The sequence below is a fragment of the Enterococcus italicus genome, from assembly GCF_023743875.1.
Lineage (GTDB): Bacteria > Bacillota > Bacilli > Lactobacillales > Enterococcaceae > Enterococcus_G > Enterococcus_G italicus.
Map to the genome: position 1 here is coordinate 552475 of NZ_JAMRVB010000001.1, position 19325 is coordinate 571799.

At 38.0% G+C, this 19325-nt stretch carries 21 protein-coding genes; 19 read left to right on the forward strand and 2 right to left on the reverse strand.

The window, feature by feature from the left end; translation table 11 throughout:
• Nucleotides 1–7 precede the first annotated feature (7 nt).
• From NE257_RS02650 to NE257_RS02730, 17 genes are all read left to right on the forward strand, one after another.
• The gene (locus tag NE257_RS02650) at nt 8–322 is read left to right on the forward strand and encodes a PTS sugar transporter subunit IIB (RefSeq protein ID WP_245785515.1); all 315 of its coding nucleotides are present in this window, start codon (nt 8–10) and stop codon (nt 320–322) included.
• Between the two features lie 57 nt (nt 323–379).
• A complete protein-coding gene (locus tag NE257_RS02655) occupies nt 380–1681 on the forward strand; it encodes a DEAD/DEAH box helicase (protein ID WP_251854321.1) in 1302 nt (433 codons plus the stop codon).
• On the forward strand, nt 1671–2348 hold the full coding sequence (locus NE257_RS02660; RefSeq protein ID WP_040366831.1) for a ComF family protein: 678 nt from the start codon (nt 1671–1673) through the stop codon (nt 2346–2348). The genes NE257_RS02655 and NE257_RS02660 overlap by 11 nt, the downstream gene beginning before the upstream one ends.
• A gap of 123 nt (nt 2349–2471) precedes the next feature.
• Nucleotides 2472–3014 carry a ribosome hibernation-promoting factor, HPF/YfiA family gene (gene hpf / locus NE257_RS02665; protein ID WP_040366828.1) on the forward strand — a complete coding sequence of 181 codons (543 nt, stop codon included), beginning with the start codon at nt 2472–2474 and terminating at the stop codon, nt 3012–3014.
• A 167-nt stretch (nt 3015–3181) separates the two neighbouring features.
• Entirely contained in the window at nt 3182–5692 is a 2511-nt protein-coding gene (gene secA / locus NE257_RS02670) for a preprotein translocase subunit SecA (RefSeq protein ID WP_040366826.1), read from the forward strand.
• A 71-nt stretch (nt 5693–5763) separates the two neighbouring features.
• Nucleotides 5764–6871 (forward strand): peptide chain release factor 2 gene (gene prfB, locus NE257_RS02675; RefSeq protein WP_143139649.1). Its coding sequence is split into 2 segments (ribosomal slippage): nt 5764–5835 and nt 5837–6871, totalling 1107 coding nucleotides; the frame shifts between segments, so codons are not numbered across the junction.
• A gap of 102 nt (nt 6872–6973) precedes the next feature.
• Nucleotides 6974–7660, forward strand: a complete 687-nt coding sequence (gene ftsE / locus NE257_RS02680; protein ID WP_040366823.1) for a cell division ATP-binding protein FtsE — start codon at nt 6974–6976, stop codon at nt 7658–7660.
• Nucleotides 7653–8537 (forward strand): permease-like cell division protein FtsX, encoded by an 885-nt coding sequence (ftsX, locus tag NE257_RS02685; RefSeq protein WP_007208659.1) that lies wholly within the window; start codon nt 7653–7655, stop codon nt 8535–8537. The genes ftsE and ftsX overlap by 8 nt, the downstream gene beginning before the upstream one ends.
• 151 nt (nt 8538–8688) lie before the next feature.
• Entirely contained in the window at nt 8689–9999 is a 1311-nt protein-coding gene (gene der, locus NE257_RS02690; protein WP_251851338.1) for a ribosome biogenesis GTPase Der, read from the forward strand.
• 238 nt (nt 10000–10237) lie between these two features.
• Nucleotides 10238–10513, forward strand: coding sequence for an HU family DNA-binding protein (locus tag NE257_RS02695; protein ID WP_007208657.1), 276 nt, complete (start codon nt 10238–10240; stop codon nt 10511–10513).
• Between the two features lie 188 nt (nt 10514–10701).
• Nucleotides 10702–11877 carry an endolytic transglycosylase MltG gene (mltG, locus tag NE257_RS02700; RefSeq protein ID WP_251885742.1) on the forward strand — a complete coding sequence of 392 codons (1176 nt, stop codon included), beginning with the start codon at nt 10702–10704 and terminating at the stop codon, nt 11875–11877.
• A 37-nt stretch (nt 11878–11914) separates the two neighbouring features.
• On the forward strand, nt 11915–12388 hold the full coding sequence (greA, locus tag NE257_RS02705; protein ID WP_007208654.1) for a transcription elongation factor GreA: 474 nt from the start codon (nt 11915–11917) through the stop codon (nt 12386–12388).
• A gap of 158 nt (nt 12389–12546) precedes the next feature.
• Complete coding sequence (liaF, locus tag NE257_RS02710; protein WP_251851339.1) at nt 12547–13272, forward strand: cell wall-active antibiotics response protein LiaF; 726 nt, start codon at nt 12547–12549, stop codon at nt 13270–13272.
• On the forward strand, nt 13269–14354 hold the full coding sequence (locus tag NE257_RS02715) for a sensor histidine kinase (RefSeq protein ID WP_251854323.1): 1086 nt from the start codon (nt 13269–13271) through the stop codon (nt 14352–14354). Before liaF ends, NE257_RS02715 begins: the two co-directional genes overlap by 4 nt.
• Nucleotides 14329–14958, forward strand: a complete 630-nt coding sequence (locus NE257_RS02720; protein ID WP_251851341.1) for a response regulator — start codon at nt 14329–14331, stop codon at nt 14956–14958. Before NE257_RS02715 ends, NE257_RS02720 begins: the two co-directional genes overlap by 26 nt.
• A 73-nt stretch (nt 14959–15031) precedes the next feature.
• The gene (locus NE257_RS02725; RefSeq protein ID WP_251851342.1) at nt 15032–15697 is read left to right on the forward strand and encodes a potassium channel family protein; all 666 of its coding nucleotides are present in this window, start codon (nt 15032–15034) and stop codon (nt 15695–15697) included.
• An 11-nt stretch (nt 15698–15708) separates the two neighbouring features.
• Nucleotides 15709–16008, forward strand: a complete 300-nt coding sequence (locus tag NE257_RS02730; protein ID WP_007208649.1) for a HesB/YadR/YfhF family protein — start codon at nt 15709–15711, stop codon at nt 16006–16008.
• A 182-nt stretch (nt 16009–16190) separates the two neighbouring features.
• Here the strand turns inward: NE257_RS02730 and NE257_RS02735 are convergent, their stop codons facing one another.
• On the reverse strand, nt 16191–17144 hold the full coding sequence (locus tag NE257_RS02735; protein WP_251854324.1) for a phosphoglycerate dehydrogenase: 954 nt from the start codon (nt 17142–17144) through the stop codon (nt 16191–16193).
• Between the two features lie 69 nt (nt 17145–17213).
• Nucleotides 17214–18017, reverse strand: a complete 804-nt coding sequence (locus NE257_RS02740) for a DUF1189 domain-containing protein (RefSeq protein WP_251854325.1) — start codon at nt 18015–18017, stop codon at nt 17214–17216.
• Nucleotides 18018–18142: 125 nt separating this feature from the next.
• On the opposite strand from NE257_RS02740, the gene NE257_RS02745 reads away from it, so the two are divergent.
• Together NE257_RS02745 and NE257_RS02750 are read left to right on the forward strand one after the other, a co-directional pair.
• Entirely contained in the window at nt 18143–18529 is a 387-nt protein-coding gene (locus NE257_RS02745; protein WP_251885743.1) for a GtrA family protein, read from the forward strand.
• Nucleotides 18530–18615: 86 nt separating this feature from the next.
• Nucleotides 18616–19224 carry a superoxide dismutase gene (locus NE257_RS02750; RefSeq protein ID WP_251851345.1) on the forward strand — a complete coding sequence of 203 codons (609 nt, stop codon included), beginning with the start codon at nt 18616–18618 and terminating at the stop codon, nt 19222–19224.
• Nucleotides 19225–19325 lie beyond the last annotated feature (101 nt).

The following is a 19325-nucleotide window of genomic DNA, read 5'->3' on the forward strand; positions in this document are numbered from 1 at the left end:
GAAAAAGATGATGTTGGTCTGTAGTACGGGATTAACAACGGATATATTGGTTGCAAAAATAGTCAAAATCATTTTTTCAAAAAATTTAGCTATTGATGTATCGGCGGTCAGTGGTGCCCAAGCGCTCACTGAGTATCATGAGTTGAAACCAGATATCGTTTTACTTAGTCCACAAGTTCGCTATATGAAAAAAGAGTTAGAGACGATAACGAAAAATGATCAAATTCCACTTTCGATTATTGATATGAAAGATTATGGATTGTTAGATGGGGAAACGATTTTATCCAAAGCGATGGCATTATTGGGATTGGTGATGAAATAAAGAAGAGCACAGGGTGTTCTTTTTTTTTTTTGCGTATTTTTTTATGGAGGGGTGCGCATGATAGAAGTTGGAAGGCTAACTAGGTGTGAGCAATCAGAGATACCATCAGAAGGATTCAATTGTGTGGCAGTCGAAAAGAGGACTGATTGGCTCCTTTGCCATCGTTGTGGCAGCAAATCACTAGCGACTAGCCATTTTTTGCCAGCAAGTGGGAAATATTATTGTCCTGCGTGTATTCATTATGGTCGGTTAACTACGACTGATTATTTAGTATGGCAAGAAGAAACAATTGCTCCTAGAAATATAACTTACAGGTGGGAAGGACAATTAACGGTTGGACAGAAAAAAATTGCCGAAAAATTAATTACAGTTTATCAAGATAAGCGAGATAGTTTGGTATGGGCGGTGACTGGATCGGGGAAGACAGAAATGATTTTTCCTATTATCAATCATGTTTTATCCTCAGGTGGCAGAGTGGCCGTGTGCTCGCCACGAATTGATGTTTGTCGAGAGTTGTTTCCTCGTATCGCAGCAGTATTTCCAGATGAAAATGTTTTGCTTCTCCATGGTAATTCCGAAGAGTCTTACCGTTTTTCTAATTTGACTGTCTGTACCATGCATCAGTTACTACATTTTTACCATGCGTTTGATTTGCTTGTTGTTGATGAAGCCGACGCATTTCCTTATGAAGGCGATGAAATGTTACATTATGCACGAAAAACAGCGCTTAAAAAAACGGGTAGAAATTTGTTTTTGACTGCTACCCCTTCACGCTTTTTAAGTCAAAGTCTGGCAGCTGATACAGAAATATTGAAACTGCCAAGGCGGTATCATGGGCGACCATTACCTTTGCCGCAGCTTATTTGGCAAAATCACTGGGAAAACTGTCAAAATTATTTTTTTAAGAAGCAACTCATACAATTACTTGAAAGACTGATTGTGGATTCTTTTGTGCTTATTTTTTGTCCAAGCATTGCCTATATGAGGCAGCTATATCAAGAATTACTAAAAGTATATGGAGAAAGTGAGTTGATTGCTGTTCATTCTGAGGATTCAGATCGAAAACTGAAAGTAGCAAATGCAAGAAAACGAGCGTATCAGATAGTATTGACAACGACAATTCTCGAGCGTGGCGTGACGTTTGAACGAGTATCGGTCATTGTGATTGGTGCGAATCATCGTATCTATACGAAGTCATGTTTGGTACAAATAGCTGGCCGTGTTGACCGAAAAGGAGAGCATCAAAATGGCGAACTAGTTTTTATGTATAATCGTAAATCAGGGGCTATCAAAGAGGCCTTAGCTGAAATAAAGCTGATGAATCAATTAGCAAGGGAGGGTGAAGAGGGTGGAATGTAGCAATTGCAGACAACCTATTATTCGTAATCTAACCATCCTTGAGTATTTGCTTCCGATTAGATCGTCTGCTGAACTTTGTCTTGATTGCCAAAGGAAATTTCAAAAAATTCCAATCACTCACTGCCCGATGTGCTCTAGAAGTCAAGACTCAAGCAGTGTATGCCTAGATTGTCAGGCGTGGTTACGTGTATATCCGGAGATCAATCTACAGCATACCGCGCTCTATCAATACAATCAAGGAATGAAAGAATGGATGCATCGGTTTAAATTTTTAGGAGATATTCAGTTAGCAGGCACATTTTCTAAAGATTTAAGGAAGGCAATTATAAGGCAAAAAGTTGATATTATTTGCCCAATTCCTTTAGCTGAAGAACGGAAGAATATGAGAGGCTACAATCAAGTAGAAGAACTACTAAAGGCAGCAAACATTCCATATCAACTGTTATTAGCCAAAAATGAAAATGTATCACCGCAAAGTGAAAAGAGCCGAGTCGAACGGTTAAATATGGGGCAGCCTTTTCATTTGGCTAAGGAGATAAATTCAGATGCCCGTACGATATTGATTGTCGATGATGTCTATACGACCGGTCGAACAATTTTGCATGCAACGAGTTGTTTTTGGACGTATCCAAAGATAAAAATCACAACGCTTACCTTGGCGAGATAGTTTTTGAAAAATGTTAACGATTTCTTTTACTTTTCTTATTCTTTTAGTTATACTATTATTGTAGAAAGGAATAAGAGTGGTCCTTTATTTCTTTTTAATTGGTAGATGAAAGGGGCAATTGTTATGTTTAAGTATAATGTTCGTGGAGAAAATATCGAGGTTACAGAAGCAATCAGAGAGTATGTAATCAAGAAAGTTGGCAAATTGGAACGCTACTTTAGCGATGCACCGGATGCTACTGCACATGTTAACCTGAAAGTCTATTCCGATAAAACTGCAAAAGTTGAAGTAACGATCCCACTTCCATATCTTGTATTAAGAGCTGAAGAAACTTCTCCAGATTTGTATGCAAGTGTAGACTTAGTTGTTGATAAATTGGAACGTCAAATACGAAAATTTAAAACAAAAATAAACCGGAAATCTCGAGCAGTCGTTATTCCTGAAACACCAGTCATCCCTTCGAATGAAAAAGAAGAAGAAGTGTCTGAACTAGAAATCGTGCGTACGAAACGACTATCATTAAAACCAATGGATAGTGAAGAAGCGGTCTTACAAATGAATATGTTAGGTCATAATTTCTTTATTTTTGAAGATGCAGATTCGAATGGCACAAGCATTGTTTATCGTCGGAAAGATGGTAAATATGGTCTCATCGAAACAAACTAACACTTACTATTGAGCAAAGGCATCCCCAGTTAGTTGGGTGATGCCTTTTTTTTAAGTATCAAGCACTTAATCGATAGAAAATATTTCAATTCTTGACAAGTAATGATAAAATGGTTTGGAGACTTTCATATGAAATTGAAAAAGGATTGAAGGAGACTTATATACGAATGGCCAATTTGCTAAAGAAAATTATTGAAAATGATAAAAAAGAACTTCGAAGATTAGACCATATTGCTAAAAAAGTTGAATCATTTGCTGAGCAAATCGCTGCTCTATCAGATGAACAATTGCAAGCCAAGACTAACGAATTTCGTCAACGTTTTAAAGACGGAGAGACATTGGATCAATTATTACCTGAAGCATTTGCAGTTGTGCGTGAAGCTGCCAAGCGTGTACTTGGCTTGTACCCATATCATGTGCAATTAATGGGTGGGATTGTTTTACACGATGGCAATATTCCTGAAATGCGTACTGGTGAAGGGAAAACTTTAACAGCGACAATGCCGGTATACTTAAATGCTTTATCTGGAAAAGGCGTGCACGTCGTAACTGTGAATGAATACTTGGCAACACGGGATTCTACCGAGATGGGGGAATTGTATAATTTCTTAGGAATGACAGTCGGATTAAATATCAATTCGTTGTCATCAGAAGAAAAACGAGCTGCATATGCTTGCGATATCACTTATAGTACAAACAATGAATTAGGATTTGACTATTTGCGTGATAACATGGTTGTTTATCGTCATCAAATGGTTCAAAGACCATTAAATTATGCAATTGTCGATGAAGTTGACTCGATTTTAATTGATGAAGCACGTACACCATTGATTATTTCTGGTCAAGCAGAAAAATCAACGGCACTATACATTCGTGCAGACAATTTCGTTAAAAAGTTAAAAGAAGAAGACGATTTTAAAATCGATTTGCAATCCAAAACCATTGCGTTTACTGAACAAGGTATCGAAAAAGCAGAAGAAAACTTTGGCTTGACTAACTTATACGATATCGAAAACACTGCATTAACGCATCACTTGGATCAAGCGTTACGTGCCAACTTTATTATGATTCGTGACATTGACTATGTCGTGCAAGAAAATCAAGTTTTAATTGTCGATCAATTTACTGGTCGTATTATGGAGGGTCGTCGCTATTCAGATGGATTACACCAAGCAATCGAAGCCAAAGAAGGTGTCGAAATTGAGGACGAAACAAAGACGATGGCGACAATTACTTTCCAAAACTTCTTTAGAATGTATAAGAAGCTTGCTGGAATGACCGGTACAGCCAAGACTGAGGAAGAAGAATTCCGTGAGATTTATAACATTCAAGTGATTCAAATTCCGACGAATCGTCCAGTTATCCGGGATGATCGTGCTGATTTGCTTTATCCGACTTTGGAAAGCAAATTTACTGCCGTAGTCCAAGATATTAAAGAGCGCTATCGCAAGGGGCAGCCAATTTTAGTGGGGACTGTCGCCGTCGAAACATCTGAATTACTGTCAAACTTACTGAATAAAGAAAACGTACCTCACGAAGTCCTAAATGCTAAAAATCACTTTAAAGAAGCGGAAATCATTTTAAACGCTGGTCAAAAAGGCGCTGTAACGATCGCCACAAATATGGCTGGTCGTGGAACAGATATTAAATTAGGCCTAGGTGTCGCAGAAGTTGGTGGACTAGCAGTAATCGGTACTGAACGTCATGAGTCAAGAAGAATCGATAACCAGCTGCGTGGTCGTTCAGGACGTCAAGGAGATCCTGGTGTATCACAATTTTATCTTTCTTTAGAAGATGACTTAATGAAACGTTTTGGTTCAGAGCGTATCAAATCATTTTTAGAACGTCTAAAAATAGATGAAGAAGATGCCGTGATTCAAAGTCGTATGTTGACCAAACAAGTAGAGGCTGCTCAAAAACGAGTAGAAGGGAACAACTATGATACGCGGAAAAATGTCTTACAATACGATGATGTGATGCGTGAACAGCGTGAAGTCATTTATAAACAAAGACAACAAGTTATTATGGAAGACAAAACGCTTTCAGATCAGTTATTAGGTATGGTAAAACGGACGATTGATCGAATGGTTGACAGCCATACTCAGTTGGATCAAAAAGAATGGAATTACGAGGGCATCGTTGATTTTGCAAGTAGTACATTGGTCCATGAAGATAGCATCAGTGTCGATCAATTAAAAGGGAAAACAGCACAAGAAATCAAAGACGATCTATACAGTCGCGCGAAAGCTATTTTTGATACCAAGTCTGAACAACTAAATAGCCCAGAGCAATTGCTTGAGTTTGAAAAAGTGGTTATTTTACGCGTAGTTGACTCGAAATGGACCGACCATATCGATGCGATGGATCAACTGCGTCAATCGATTGGTTTGCGTGCATATGGTCAAAATAATCCATTGGTTGAGTATCAAACAGAAGGATATTCGATGTTTGAAGCAATGGTGGGTGCAATTGAATATGAAGTAACGCGTCTCTTCATGAAGGCTGAGATTCGCCAAAATGTTCAACGTGAGCAAGTAGCACAAGGCGAAGCAGAGGTAGAACAAGAAGAAACGGTGGAACCACAAAAACCAGTCAATGTCCAAAAAGTTGGTCGTAATGATCCTTGTCCATGTGGAAGCGGGAAAAAGTACAAAAATTGTCACGGTAAAGGCATGTAAAACGCCACATTAAGCTGGTCAGCAGTCGTTGTCCAGCTTTTTTTTGTCAAAGAATAATTGGAGGAAACATCATGGAAATTTCAGAATTAAAAAATGAACTAGCTACAATGCAAACACAAATTAATAGTTTTAGGGGGTCTCTTTGACTTAGATAAGTTGGAAGAAGACATTGCCGAGGCAGAAAATCGTATGGCTGAGCCTGGATTTTGGGATGATACACAGTCAGCACAAAAAGTTATTAATGAAAATAATAGTAATAAAGAAGCGTTCGATCAATTTCATGAATTGGCAGATGAACTTGAAGAATTGGAAGTTTTACTGGAAATGATTCAAGAAGAGCCAGATGATGAGATGGAGCAAGAGTTAGCCACACGTGCCTCTGAGCTTTTGGGTAAAATGAGCGCCTATGAGCTAGCGATGTTACTAGATGGACCGTATGATCATAACAACGCGATTATTGAACTGCATCCTGGTGCCGGTGGGACTGAATCCCAAGACTGGGGCAGTATGTTACTAAGAATGTACCAACGCTGGGCTGATAAGCGTGGATTTCAAGTAGAGACACTTGACTATTTGCCTGGGGATGAAGCAGGGATTAAGAGTGTGACGCTATTAATCAAAGGACGAAATGCCTTTGGCTACTTGAAATCAGAAAAAGGTGTTCATCGGTTAGTTCGGATTTCTCCATTCGATTCCGCAAATCGTCGTCACACTTCTTTCTGTTCAGTGGATGTCATGCCTGAACTAGATGATACCATTGATATTGAGATTAACTCAGATGACCTAAAAATCGATACCTATCGTGCGAGTGGTGCCGGTGGACAGCATATCAACAAAACGGAATCTGCTGTCCGTATTACGCATATTCCGACTGGGACAGTGGTCGCCAGTCAAGCGCAACGGTCGCAATTGAAAAATAGAGAACAAGCGATGGGGATGTTGAAAGCCAAACTCTATCAGTTAGAGGTTGAAAAACAGGAACAAGAAGCAGCGGCATTGAGAGGGGAACAAATGGAAATCGGCTGGGGATCACAAATTCGCTCGTATGTCTTCCATCCCTACTCTATGGTTAAAGATCACCGTACCAATTTTGAAACTGGAAATGTACAGGCGGTCATGGATGGAGACATCGATGGTTTCATCGACGCCTACCTCAAACAAAAATTAAATCGAGCGTAAAAAAAGTTAACAAATTGACATCTGATTGTAACTTGCTGAAAATCGGTTGCAATAATGCAATGCTATACTGTCTCAGTACAAGGAAAGGAATTGAGAAAAGCCATGATTGAAATGCAGGATGTTTTGAAAAAATATTCAAACGGGACAACCGCCATCCGAAATATATCCGTATCGATTAATCAAGGTGATTTTGTCTATGTTGTAGGCCCATCAGGAGCTGGTAAATCGACATTTATCAAATTGATGTATCGAGAAGAAAAAGCAACCAAAGGAACGCTGAAAGTTGCCGGTTATGACTTATTAAAAATAAAAAATCGCGACATTCCTTATTTGCGAAGAGAAATAGGGGTTGTTTTCCAAGATTATAAGTTATTATCTAAAAAAACAGTCTACGAAAATGTTGCATATGCCATGCAAGTAATTGGCAAAAAGCCAAAAGAAATAAAAAAACGGGTCATGGAAGTATTAGACCTAGTCGGATTGAAGCACAAAGTTCGCGTCTTTCCGAGTGAGCTTTCTGGTGGGGAACAACAGCGTGTAAGTATCGCGCGAGCAATTGTCAATATGCCGAAAGTGTTAATCGCTGATGAACCAACAGGAAATTTGGATCCCGAAAATTCATGGGAAATCATGCGACTATTAGATCGTATCAATTCTCAAGGGACAACGATTGTCATGGCGACTCATAATAGTACAATCGTAAATACGATTCGTCACCGTGTGATTGCTATTGAAAATGGACGCATTATACGAGATCAGGCGGAAGGAGAGTATGAGTACGATGATTAGAAGGTTTTTCCGCCACTTATTAGAGAGTATGAAGAGTCTAAAGCGAAATGGCTGGATGTCGATTTCATCGATTAGTGCAGTTGCAATTACCCTTAGTCTATTAGCTATTTTTGCGGCAATTATCTTAAATGCTGTTAAGTTGGCTGATGACATGGAAAACAATGTAGATGTGTCAGTTTTTGTGGTGACTGGTGCGAACGATGATGACAAAAAAGAACTTGAGAAAGAATTAAAAGCCATTGACCATGTCAAAACGGTGACTTTTTCTAGTAAAGATGATCAATTAGAAAAAATCAAAGGTAGCTATGGAAAATCATGGGATTTGTTCGAACAAGACAATCCGCTCCATGATGTCTATATTGTCAGTGCCACGGATCCGCAATATGTTAAAAGTATTACGGCTTCTGCCAAAAAATTAACTACCTATGTCCAAGATGCTCGCTATGGAGATGACCTATCTGATAAAATATTTAGCATCGCCAAAGGAGTGCGTACGTGGGGATTAGTAGGCTCCATTTTGCTGTTATTCATTGCAATGTTTTTAATTTCAAATACCATTCGGATTACCATATTGTCTCGCCAACGTGAAATTCAAATTATGCGTTTAGTGGGAGCTAAAAATAGTTATATCCGCTGGCCATTCTTCTTAGAAGGTGGTTGGATTGGTTTGTTAGGCGCAGTGATCCCGGTCTTAATTATTGTATTTGGTTATCAGAAGTTCTATGCAGTGGCCAACCCAATTATGTTGCGTTCGAACTATTCACTGGTCACACCAAATGAATTCATGGTACCAGTCGCAGTCGGTGTCCTTTTAATAGGGGTGGTGATTGGTTCGATTGGATCAGTCATTTCAATGCGACGGTTCTTAAAAGTATAATTTTTATTCTATCCGGATGAAGTCTAAAGATGGAGACATCTTTTACTTGATCCGGAATTTTTTGTGAGTGAAGTTGTGAGAGAATACTTGCAACAAGTCAAGGCTTTAGGTAAACTAGATAAGATTCAATTAGATGGAGGTAGAAATAATTATGGCGAAGCCAACAATTGCAATCGTGGGACGACCAAACGTCGGAAAATCGACAGTATTCAACCGAATTGCTGGAGAAAGAATCTCGATTGTCGAAGATACACCAGGTGTTACGCGTGACCGGATCTACGCGACCGGAGAGTGGCTTGGAAAAGATTTTAGTATTATTGATACAGGTGGAATCGATTTAAGTGATGAGCCGTTTATGGAGCAAATCAAGCATCAAGCAGAAATTGCGATTGATGAAGCAGATGTGATAGTCTTTGTAACGAGTGCACGTGAAGGAATTACCGATGCGGATGAATCAGTAGCGCATCTATTGTATCGTAGTAAGAAGCCAGTCATTTTGGCGGTAAACAAAGTAGATAATCCGGAAATGCGCGCAGAAATCTATGAGTTTTACTCATTGGGCTTAGGCGAACCCTATCCTATTTCAGGAAGCCACGGCCTTGGTCTAGGCGATGTGTTGGATGAAGCTGTGAAACATTTTGGCGAAGATACGGAAGAAGAGGACGATTCGACGATTCGCTTCAGTCTGATTGGTCGACCAAATGTCGGTAAATCTTCTTTGATTAATGCAATTTTAGGAGAAGATCGCGTCATTGTTTCTGATGTTGAGGGAACAACAAGAGACGCCATCGACACTCATTTTACAAGTGAGTCTGGTCAGGAATTCACGATGATCGATACAGCAGGTATGCGTAAACGTGGGAAAGTCTATGAGTCTACTGAGAAATATAGTGTGATGCGTGCGATGCGTGCGATTGAACGTTCCGATGTCGTTTTAGTCGTCTTGAATGCAGATGAAGGTATTCGCGAGCAAGATAAGAAAATTGCTGGTTATGCCCACGAAGAAGGTCGAGGCATTATTATTATAGTCAATAAATGGGACCTAGTTAAAAAAGATACCAATACTATGCGTGATTTTGAGAAAGAAATTCGCGAAGAATTCCAATACCTTGACTATGCACCGATATTGTTTGTCTCAGCGATGACAAAACAACGACTAAATCAACTACCGGAAATGATTGAATCCGTAAGTATGAACCAATCTATGCGCGTACCTTCCGCTGTACTAAATGATGTCATTATGGATGCGGTAGCTATTAATCCAACGCCGACCGATAAAGGAAAAAGATTGAAGATTTTCTATGCAACGCAAGTAGCAATCAAACCACCGACCTTTGTAATTTTCGTGAACGAAGAAGAGCTAATGCATTTTTCTTACGCACGATTTTTAGAAAACCAAATTCGCAAAGCGTTTATCTTTGAAGGGACGCCGATTCGGATCATCCCTCGCAGAAGAAAATAGTGATTTTACCATAGAATGACTGTTTTTACAAAGAAAACTAAGCGAAACAAATTGAAATGTTCATTTCGAAAAAAAAACGGTTAAAAATCCCTAAAATCCTTGATATTAAGGGATTCTTGTGATAACTTATTATCAGAATATTGATGACAGAAGTCAATATTTTTACTATTACTTGGACCACTCAAGTAATAGAAAGTTAGTAGAGAACAAGTATTGAATCAGGAGGTGAAAATATTCCATGGCAAACAAAGCAGAATTAATCGAAAAAGTTGCTGCAGCGACTGACCTTACTAAAAAGGACGCTACTTTAGCTGTAGACGCTGTCTTCTCATCAATTCAAGAAGCTTTAGCAAACGGAGAAAAAGTTCAATTGATCGGTTTTGGTAACTTTGAAGTTCGCACTCGTGCTGAACGTAAAGGTCGTAACCCACAAACTGGTGAAGAAATCAAGATTCCTGCAAGCAAAGTTCCTGCATTTAAACCAGGTAAAGCATTAAAAGATGCTGTGAAGTAATCTTTTACTTTTTGAAGATGATTGGCAAAGAGGATAGTTACTCTATCCTCTTTGTTTTATATTTAATTCATGATTGTTTTGCTTTTTATAAAATAAACTTGCTGGCGGTTTTTATTTTTAGCTATATCATGTATAATAGTACAAGTTAGGTTAGTAGCTAGATATTATAGAAAACAAAGGAATCTTTAATGAAAAACAAAAAACAAGCAAACAGTCAGAACCAAAAACATATTGATCAAGAATCGACTATTTCTGGTACACCGAGAGATGTACGACGTTCTCTACGTAAAAAAGAAGATAAACTTGTTAGAAAAATTACAATCTCCGTTCTGCTAATCATCTTGATTGTCGGTGGAGTCTTAATTTTTAATATTTATAATTATATTGTTTCGAGTCTAGAACCATTAAACGCAAAAAGTGAGCAAAAAGTGGAGGTCGTCATTCCTAATGGCTCTTCAAATAAAGCAATTGGCGAAATACTAGAAAAAGAAAAAATAATTAAAAGTGGGATGGTCTTTAATTATTATACGAAATTTAATAATTTGACGGGCTTTCAAGCAGGCACCTATCAATTTTCAGCAAGTATGGATTTAGACGCCATTAGTGAAGCATTAAAAAATGGCGATGTCACAGAAAAAACTGCTCAGGCCAAACTCACTATACCTGAAGGATACGACATCGATCAAATTGGCGATGTGATTGCTGAAAAAACAGCATTTACTAAAAATGACTTCTTATCAATAATTAGTGATACTGACTTTTTTAATACGTTATTAGCTAGTTATCCGAGTTTACTGCAAAGTGCCTCAGAAGCGACTGATGTGCGTTATCGATTGGAAGGGTATTTATTCCCTGCTACCTATAACTACTATGACGATATGACCTTAAAAGAGTTAGTAACGGCGATGGTTGCTAAGACAGATAGTGTGATGAGCAAGTATTATACGCAGATTAAGCAAAAAAATATGAGTGTTCATGAAGTATTAACCTTAGCCTCATTGGTGGAAAAAGAGGGCGTGACAGATGATGACCGCAAAAATATTGCCCAAGTATTCTTTAATCGAATTGCTGCAGATATGCCATTGCAGTCAGATATTTCAATTTTGTATTCTTTAGGTGAACACAAAGAGGACGTCATGATTAGTGATACTCAAGTGGATTCGCCATACAATTTATATACCAACACTGGCTATGGCCCAGGACCTTTTGATAATCCAAGCGAGCAATCGATTCAAGCTGTTCTCGATCCAACGGCTAATAATTATTACTATTTTGTTGCAGATACATCAACCGGTAAAGTGTATTTTGCCGCTACCTATGATGAACATCTTGTGAATAAAGAAAAATACGTAGACAATCAATAAAAAAGTCTGATGAAATGTAGATAAAGGAGTAATTACGATGGTAGAAAAAGTATATCCAATGACCTTAGAAGGTAAAGCAAAATTAGAGCAAGAATTAGAAGAATTAAAAACAGTCAAACGTGGAGAGATTATTGAGCGTATCAAAATTGCGCGTAGCTTTGGCGATTTATCTGAAAACTCTGAGTACGAGTCAGCAAAAGATGAGCAAGCATTTGTGGAAGGAAGAATTACAACGTTAGAAACAATGATTCGCTTTGCACAAATTATTGATAATGATGGTGTCGATCAAGATGAAGTATCAATTGGAAAGACCGTTACCTTCGTTGAGTTGCCAGATGGTGATGAAGAAGAGTATACAATCGTAGGTAGTGCAGAGGCTGATCCATTCTCTGGGAAAATCTCTAACGATTCACCAATTGCTCAAGCTTTAATTGGGAAAAAATTAAATGACGAAGTGACGATTTCAACCCCTGGTGGCGATATGCCCGTGAAAATTATTAGTGTTAAATAAGTAGAGAAACAAACTACCCTCCTAATTAAAGCGTTCCTGAAAAGTCTTATTTTGGGAATGATCGTTGTTAGGTGGGTAGTTTTTTTTTCAGTCAAAAGTTGGATGCCAACTGAGAAGTAATTTGTTACACTAAAGAAAAATGGGAGAGGAACTTTCAAATGAAAAATGCATGGCGCTTTTTTTTGACTGCTGAATGTCTTTTATTTGTGATTGCACTTTGGCAGTTGTTTGATACAGAGCCACTAGCAATCCTTTTCTTTTTAGGCTGTCTGAGTATTTACGGCGCAACCAAACGCAAAAAGAAAAGCAAACGTTTCTTACAAATTATAGGTAGTATCCTAGTTATTGTTTCCTTGTTAAATAACTTTGCTGTATGGTTGATGCTTATCTTTGCTATTTTATTTGTCGGCTTAAAAGGTGTTGAAATTTCTGGTATCGAGCTTTTTCAACAAAATTGGCTAAATAAAAAGAAAATAGTGATTGTGGATACGGTTGATCCGAGCACACATGCAGCCGAAAGAACGAAGAAATCATGGATCGGTGATACTCGAATTGGGTCTGATATCTTCGAATGGAATGACATTGTGATCAGTATTTTTGCAGGGGATACGATTATTGATCTAGGCAATACGCTATTACCTAAAAAAGAGAATACAATTGTGATCCGCAAGCTTTTTGGAAAAACACGTATTTTGGTTCCGACTGGTATTGGGATTAAGTTGCAACAAAATAGTTTATTAGGGACAGTGCGCTTTGAAAAGGAATCTTTTCAGTTAAAAAATGAAGAACTAATTATTTATAGTAAAGATTACGACGAAAGTCAACGCAAGCTACATATTTTATCTGCTAATTGTGTAGGAGAGGTAGAGGTGATTCGTATATGACCAAACCCCTTCGAATCATTGTATCCTGCGTTGTCGGAGTCGCAACCTTTTTGACGCTCTTGTTGCTTGGCATGAGTATCGTCCAAGTGACGCATACCCATGATTGGTTTTTTACATTTCTCCAAATGCAAATTCTATTTATGCCCATGGTTCTGTTTTTATTGCTATTAGCTTTTAGCAGTGGCGTGGTGTTTTTTTTCATTCTAGGTTATTGTCAGCGTATGGTACTAAAACCGATTGAACAGCCATTGCAAAACTTGGCTACTGGGAAATATGATTTTAAAATTACTAAATCTTCCATTGATTATCAGCCAATGCAAGGTATTCAAGAGGATATTCAAATGATCCGCGATAAGCTTCAGATGGTCTCAAAAGAGTTGCAACTGAGCAATGCACAGCCAAAACTATTTAACGGTCAGACAAAAGAACAAATTTTGACTGAAGAACGGCATCGACTAGCACGAGAATTGCACGACTCGGTTTCACAGGAATTATTTGCAGCTATGATGTTGCTTTCTGCGATGAATGAGCAAGCAAGGAAAAAACAAGTCGAAGAAAACCAGCAAAAACAACTGACAATGATTACGGATATTATCACGACTGCACAGTCAGAAATGAGGGCATTATTGCTCCATTTGCGACCAGTTAATTTGGAAGGAAAATCATTGAAGACGGGTATTGTGCAATTATTAATTGAACTACAATCAAAAGTGACAATCCAAATTCGCTGGCAAATTGCCGATTTACATTTGCCTACTATCATCGAAGATCAGCTATTTCGAGTGGTTCAAGAATTATTATCCAATACGCTACGGCATGCGAAAGCGCAAGAATTGGAAGTGTATTTAAATGAGGTGAATCAACAAATTCAGTTGCGATTTATTGATGATGGTATTGGTTTTGACATTTCTAAAGAAAAAGCAGGTAGCTATGGACTTACCAATATTCGCGAACGAATACAAGGAGTAGGTGGCACTGTGAAGATCATAAGTTTTAACAATCAAGGTACGAGTGTTGAAATTAAAGTACCAATCTTTAAAGAAGGGAACGTATCAGATGATTCGAGTGCTATTAGTAGATGACCATGAGATGGTTAGAATTGGTGTGTCGGCGTACTTGTCCATTCAAGATGATATTGATGTCATCGCACAAGCAGAAAATGGAGCAATAGGTGTTGAAAAAGCACTAGACTTACGACCTGATGTTATTTTGATGGATTTAGTGATGGACGTGATGGATGGGATCGAAGCGACCAAAGAAATTTTACATGCTTGGCCTGAAGCCAAAATTATTATTGTGACGAGTTTCATTGACGATGAAAAGGTATATCCGGCAATCGAAGCAGGAGCGTCTGGGTATCTTCTAAAGACTTCCGCAGCCCATGATATTGCCCAAGCCATTCGTACGACTTATCAAGGTGGACGGGTAGTTGAACCACAAGTATCAAATAAGCTACGAAATGAGACGAGCAATCGAAGTTTTCATTTACATGATGAGCTGACAAATCGTGAAAAAGAAGTACTCCAACTGATTTCAAATGGAAAGAGTAACCAAGAAATTGCAGATGAACTATTTATTACGTTAAAAACAGTGAAGACCCATGTATCCAATATATTGTCAAAACTTGAAGTAGAAGATCGAACGCAAGCTGCGATTTATGCATTTAAACATGGCTATATAAAATAAGACAACCTACTAGGTGAACACTCAATGAGTTTGTTATAATAATTGAGAATCAAGAAATGAAGGAAGTGCACTAGTGAAACAAAACTATGCAATCATTGGATTGGGACGATTTGGAGGAAGCATCTGTCGGACGTTAGTCGAATCTGGTCAAGAAGTACTAGCTATCGATGCCAATGAGGATCGAGTGAATGAGTATATGAATATCGCTACGCACGTGGTCGTAGGCAACGCCCAGGATGAGATGGTTCTAAAATCACTTGGGATTCGTAATTTTGACCATGTTATTGTAGCGATTGGTGAAGACATTCAGGCAAGTATTTTGGTTACCCTAATGGTAAAAGAAATGGGCGTTCCTAATATTCTAGCAAAGGCGCAAAATGAATACCATGCAAGAGTCTTAGAGAAAGTTGGTGCAGATCGAGTGGTTCACCCAGAGCGAGATATGGGAATCCGTTTGGCACATAATTTAGTCTCTAAAAACATTTTGGACTTCATTGAATTATCTGATGAGTTCTCATTAGCAGAAATTCGTGTATCCAATCCCAAATTCTTTAATCATACCTTACTTGATTTAAATTTTCGCCAAAAGTATGGTTTAACAGTCGTTGCGATTCGTAGACCGGATGCACAAGTCATTGTTTCACCTGCTGCGGACCAAATTGTAAAAGAAAATGATAGATTGTTAGTCATTGGAAATGCAGAAGACGTTGATTTACTCGATAAAAAATTAAATGAATAGAAGGAGTAAGTATGCAATTAACTATCACACCATCCGCACTAGAGTGGTTTAAAAGAGAAATTCAATTAGAATCTGGAATGGGGATTAGATTTTACGGGAAAGTCTATGGCAAAACACAAGTCCATGATGGCTTTTCTGTCGGACTGTCAGTTGATCGCCCTGAAGATCCATTGGTGAAAACAACAGTATCAGACATGCTCTTTTTTATTGAAGAGACTGATGAGTGGTTCTTTAAGCGCTATGATTTAATTGTTGATTACGATAAGAAGTTAGATGAACCAACCTATGTTTTTGAAGAATCAAAAGAATAGGGACAAGCGGCAGTAACATATGGTATTTAAATATTTGAACGTAACTAATTTGTGCTGCTAATTCCAAACGGTGAGAATGAGTAGGTACGATTGAAAGACCACAAAATCCAGAAGTTGTATCTTAAACTTTTGGATTCTGTGGTCTTGTTTGTTTATTACTGTATAATTCTGGTTAGGTTTTCTTAGTAACCATTTTCGAGTGATACTTCGTTTTTAGTAAGCGAGTGATTTTGGGTAAAGGAACTGAAATTTTTAAGAAAAATTTCCATGAATAGAGACTGAAAGTGAGCCGTTTGTCCAGAAATATGTGGGGTAATGAGTAAATTAGGAGCATCCCAAAGTGGATCGTCTTTTGGCAATGGTTCTGGATCTGTTACATCAATTGATGCAAAGGCTAGTTCATTTGCTTGTAAGGCTGCCAATAGCGCATGGCTATCAACACTCGGCCCACGTCCGACGTTAATAAAAGAGCCCGTCTTCTTCATTGCTTGGAAAAACGGTTGATCGTAGAGATGCCGTGTATCCTCAGTTAGTGGCAAAATATTGATGACGATATCGGATTCTTGGGCGCAAGCATGAAGATTCGTTAACGGATACGTCTGAGAAAAGTAAGGTGTCTTCCGACCAGTCGTATTAATCCCTTGAACAGAGCAGCCTAATAAGGATAGCTTCCTAGCTAGTTCTTGTCCGATCTGACCTGTGCCGACGATCGTAATCACTTGCTCGCTCAAATTATCGTAAGGTATAGTTTCTGATTCCCAAGTATGCGTCATTTGCTGTTGCATAGCTGGAAATAGACCTCTAGTTTTCATAAGTAACAGACCAAGTAGGTGATCTGAAATAGATTGGGCATGAATCCCACTACCATTGGATAAAAGAATCCCGTACTTAGCAAAGGATTCAAGGGGGAGATAGTCTACTCCTGCTGAAATTGATTGAACCCATTTCAGATTCGTTGCTGAGTGCAAAAGTTTATCTGCCCATTTTTTATCCCAACCAATCGTAATCACGACTTGTTCCCATCGAAAAGAATCAGGAAGCTCATTAATCGAAACAAGCTGGTAATCAGGCGCTAGTTGTTGAACTTTTTCATGATAGATGGATCGAAATGATCGTTTAGATAAGATATATTTCAAAACAATTCCCCCTTTAGCACTAGTGTACACTAATTAAAGGAAAAGAAACCATCATCAAGCGGCGTGAGCCTACTTTGATGATGACTTTGTTTTCCGAACAGCCTGATAGACTATAAAACTGGTTGCTAAAAATAAAAATGTACCTGAGTTAAATGAATAGTGAAAGAGCATTATCAGCGTGCTCAATAGAGTAGGAACGGTTGCGCTGACGATTACCAACTTTAATGTTTCTAAAAAAGTCAATGAGCGATCCATTCTTTTTAGCCAAATACTCGAAAACAAAGCCGTAAAAAGAATAGTAAAGACCAAATTGATAAAAGATGGATAAATAGCCACTAGGAAAATAATCACATAAAGAAACCAAGGTAACCTTTTTTCTGCCAACACAGATTTTATTGTTTTACCGTTGAAGGATGAGAAAATCGATTGATCGTAAGTCAAATGAAATGACGTATCACCTAATAGTGACTGTGTCGTTTCATCGGAAGGGAAAAGAATAATTAATTGGTCCTTTAACATTCCTATGCTCATCAATTTCCCTTTTAAGTCTGATTGTATATCCGTCGCGTTGCGTTTATTATCCGGATCAAAAGTAAAGATTAAATAATTGCTTTGGTAGATAAATCCTGAATTTTCCTCAGGTGAGGAAAGTTGATTGTCTTTAATCGTAAAATCTGGTAACTTTTCGGCAATTTTTTGGCCATCTGCATGTAAATTACCAAAGACATTCATCACTTGAATCGTTAAAGGAATGGCGTATACAAAACTAAGAAGTACCAGATAAAAGATAACCTTGCCAAACGGGCTTTTTCGCACTGATATAAGATTTTTAAACTGAAAAAAAGAACCAAGAAACATTTGGTAAATTGACATGAATACACTCCTTTATAAATAGCTTCATGGTTATTTTAGCGAAAGCAAGCAGAGAAAACAAGGACTACCCGTTCATTTCCTATACTGGTATAATCATTTCAGAAAGAAAAGGAGCGAGTTGGTCGATGGAAGTAGTAAGTTATTTGTTTTTTGGTGTTATGACGACGTTAGTAAACTTTATTGTTTATTTTTTTTGTCGGGATTTGTTGCAGTTTCAGTTTGTACTAGCAAATACATTGTCTTGGATTGCATCGGTCTTATTTGCTTTTGTGACGAACAAAAAGTGGGTGTTTCATAGCAAAAGTGAAACAAAACTGGCATGGATAATTGAAGCCGCCAAATTTATTTTTTATAGGGGATTATCTTATTTGATTGATATGGCGTCCATGTTTGTCTGTCTAAAAGTATTGATGACGTCGGATTTTTCAGCAAAACTGTTTACCCAAGTCTTGGTCGTTATAGCCAATTATTTTTTTAGTAAGTTATTAATATTTAATAATAATAAAAAATAAGTGTTTTTTAAGCAAAATTTTTGAGGAAATGGCTTGAATTTGCTATTCTTAAAGAGTAATGACAACTATTTAGGAGGAAGAAAATTATGACTTACACTTTACCAGATTTACCATATGCTTATGATGCATTAGAACCTTACATTGATGTTGAAACGATGCACTTACATCATGACAAACATCATAATACGTATGTGACAAATTTAAATGCAGCGGTTGAAAAACACCCAGAATTGGCAGAAAAATCGGTAGAAGAGTTAATTTCTTCAATGTCAACTGTTCCTGAAGATATCCAGACTGCTGTACGTAACAATGGTGGCGGACATGCGAACCATTCATTCTTCTGGGAAATTTTAGCTCCAAATGCTGGCGGAGAACCAACTGGAGACTTAAAAGCTGCTATTGATGAAACTTTTGGAAGCTTTGACGAGTTAAAAGCTGAATTTAAAACTGCTGCTACAGGCCGTTTTGGTTCTGGATGGGCATGGCTTGTTTTAGATAACGGTACATTAAAAGTGACTTCAACTGCAAATCAAGACTCTCCATTAATGGAAGGTCAAACACCCGTACTTGGGTTAGATGTGTGGGAACATGCATACTACTTAAAATACAAAAATGTACGCCCTGACTATATTGAAGCTTTCTGGAATTTAGTAAACTGGGAAAAAGCAAACGAAATCTTTTCTGCTGCTAAATAATCTAGGTGTTATAATATAGCATAGCAAAAGCCAAGTGACGATTGTGCATCATCGCTTGGCTTTTTTTGATGTCAAAATGACTATGCTTGATTCTTAAAGGT

Bases quoted from the DNA above. Each gene is read 5' to 3' on its own strand.
- NE257_RS02650 (WP_245785515.1), top strand. From the start codon at position 8: ATGATGTTGGTCTGTAGTACGGGATTAACAACGGATATATTGGTTGCA.
- NE257_RS02655 (WP_251854321.1), top strand. From the start codon at position 380: ATGATAGAAGTTGGAAGGCTAACTAGGTGTGAGCAATCAGAGATACCA.
- hpf (WP_040366828.1), top strand. From the start codon at position 2,472: ATGTTTAAGTATAATGTTCGTGGAGAAAATATCGAGGTTACAGAAGCA.
- secA (WP_040366826.1), top strand. From the start codon at position 3,182: ATGGCCAATTTGCTAAAGAAAATTATTGAAAATGATAAAAAAGAACTT.
- ftsE (WP_040366823.1), top strand. From the start codon at position 6,974: ATGATTGAAATGCAGGATGTTTTGAAAAAATATTCAAACGGGACAACC.
- ftsX (WP_007208659.1), top strand. From the start codon at position 7,653: ATGATTAGAAGGTTTTTCCGCCACTTATTAGAGAGTATGAAGAGTCTA.
- der (WP_251851338.1), top strand. From the start codon at position 8,689: ATGGCGAAGCCAACAATTGCAATCGTGGGACGACCAAACGTCGGAAAA.
- NE257_RS02695 (WP_007208657.1), top strand. From the start codon at position 10,238: ATGGCAAACAAAGCAGAATTAATCGAAAAAGTTGCTGCAGCGACTGAC.
- mltG (WP_251885742.1), top strand. From the start codon at position 10,702: ATGAAAAACAAAAAACAAGCAAACAGTCAGAACCAAAAACATATTGAT.
- greA (WP_007208654.1), top strand. From the start codon at position 11,915: ATGGTAGAAAAAGTATATCCAATGACCTTAGAAGGTAAAGCAAAATTA.
- liaF (WP_251851339.1), top strand. From the start codon at position 12,547: ATGAAAAATGCATGGCGCTTTTTTTTGACTGCTGAATGTCTTTTATTT.
- NE257_RS02715 (WP_251854323.1), top strand. From the start codon at position 13,269: ATGACCAAACCCCTTCGAATCATTGTATCCTGCGTTGTCGGAGTCGCA.
- NE257_RS02720 (WP_251851341.1), top strand. From the start codon at position 14,329: ATGATTCGAGTGCTATTAGTAGATGACCATGAGATGGTTAGAATTGGT.
- NE257_RS02730 (WP_007208649.1), top strand. From the start codon at position 15,709: ATGCAATTAACTATCACACCATCCGCACTAGAGTGGTTTAAAAGAGAA.
- NE257_RS02740 (WP_251854325.1), bottom strand. From the start codon at position 18,017: ATGTCAATTTACCAAATGTTTCTTGGTTCTTTTTTTCAGTTTAAAAAT.
- NE257_RS02745 (WP_251885743.1), top strand. From the start codon at position 18,143: ATGGAAGTAGTAAGTTATTTGTTTTTTGGTGTTATGACGACGTTAGTA.
- NE257_RS02750 (WP_251851345.1), top strand. From the start codon at position 18,616: ATGACTTACACTTTACCAGATTTACCATATGCTTATGATGCATTAGAA.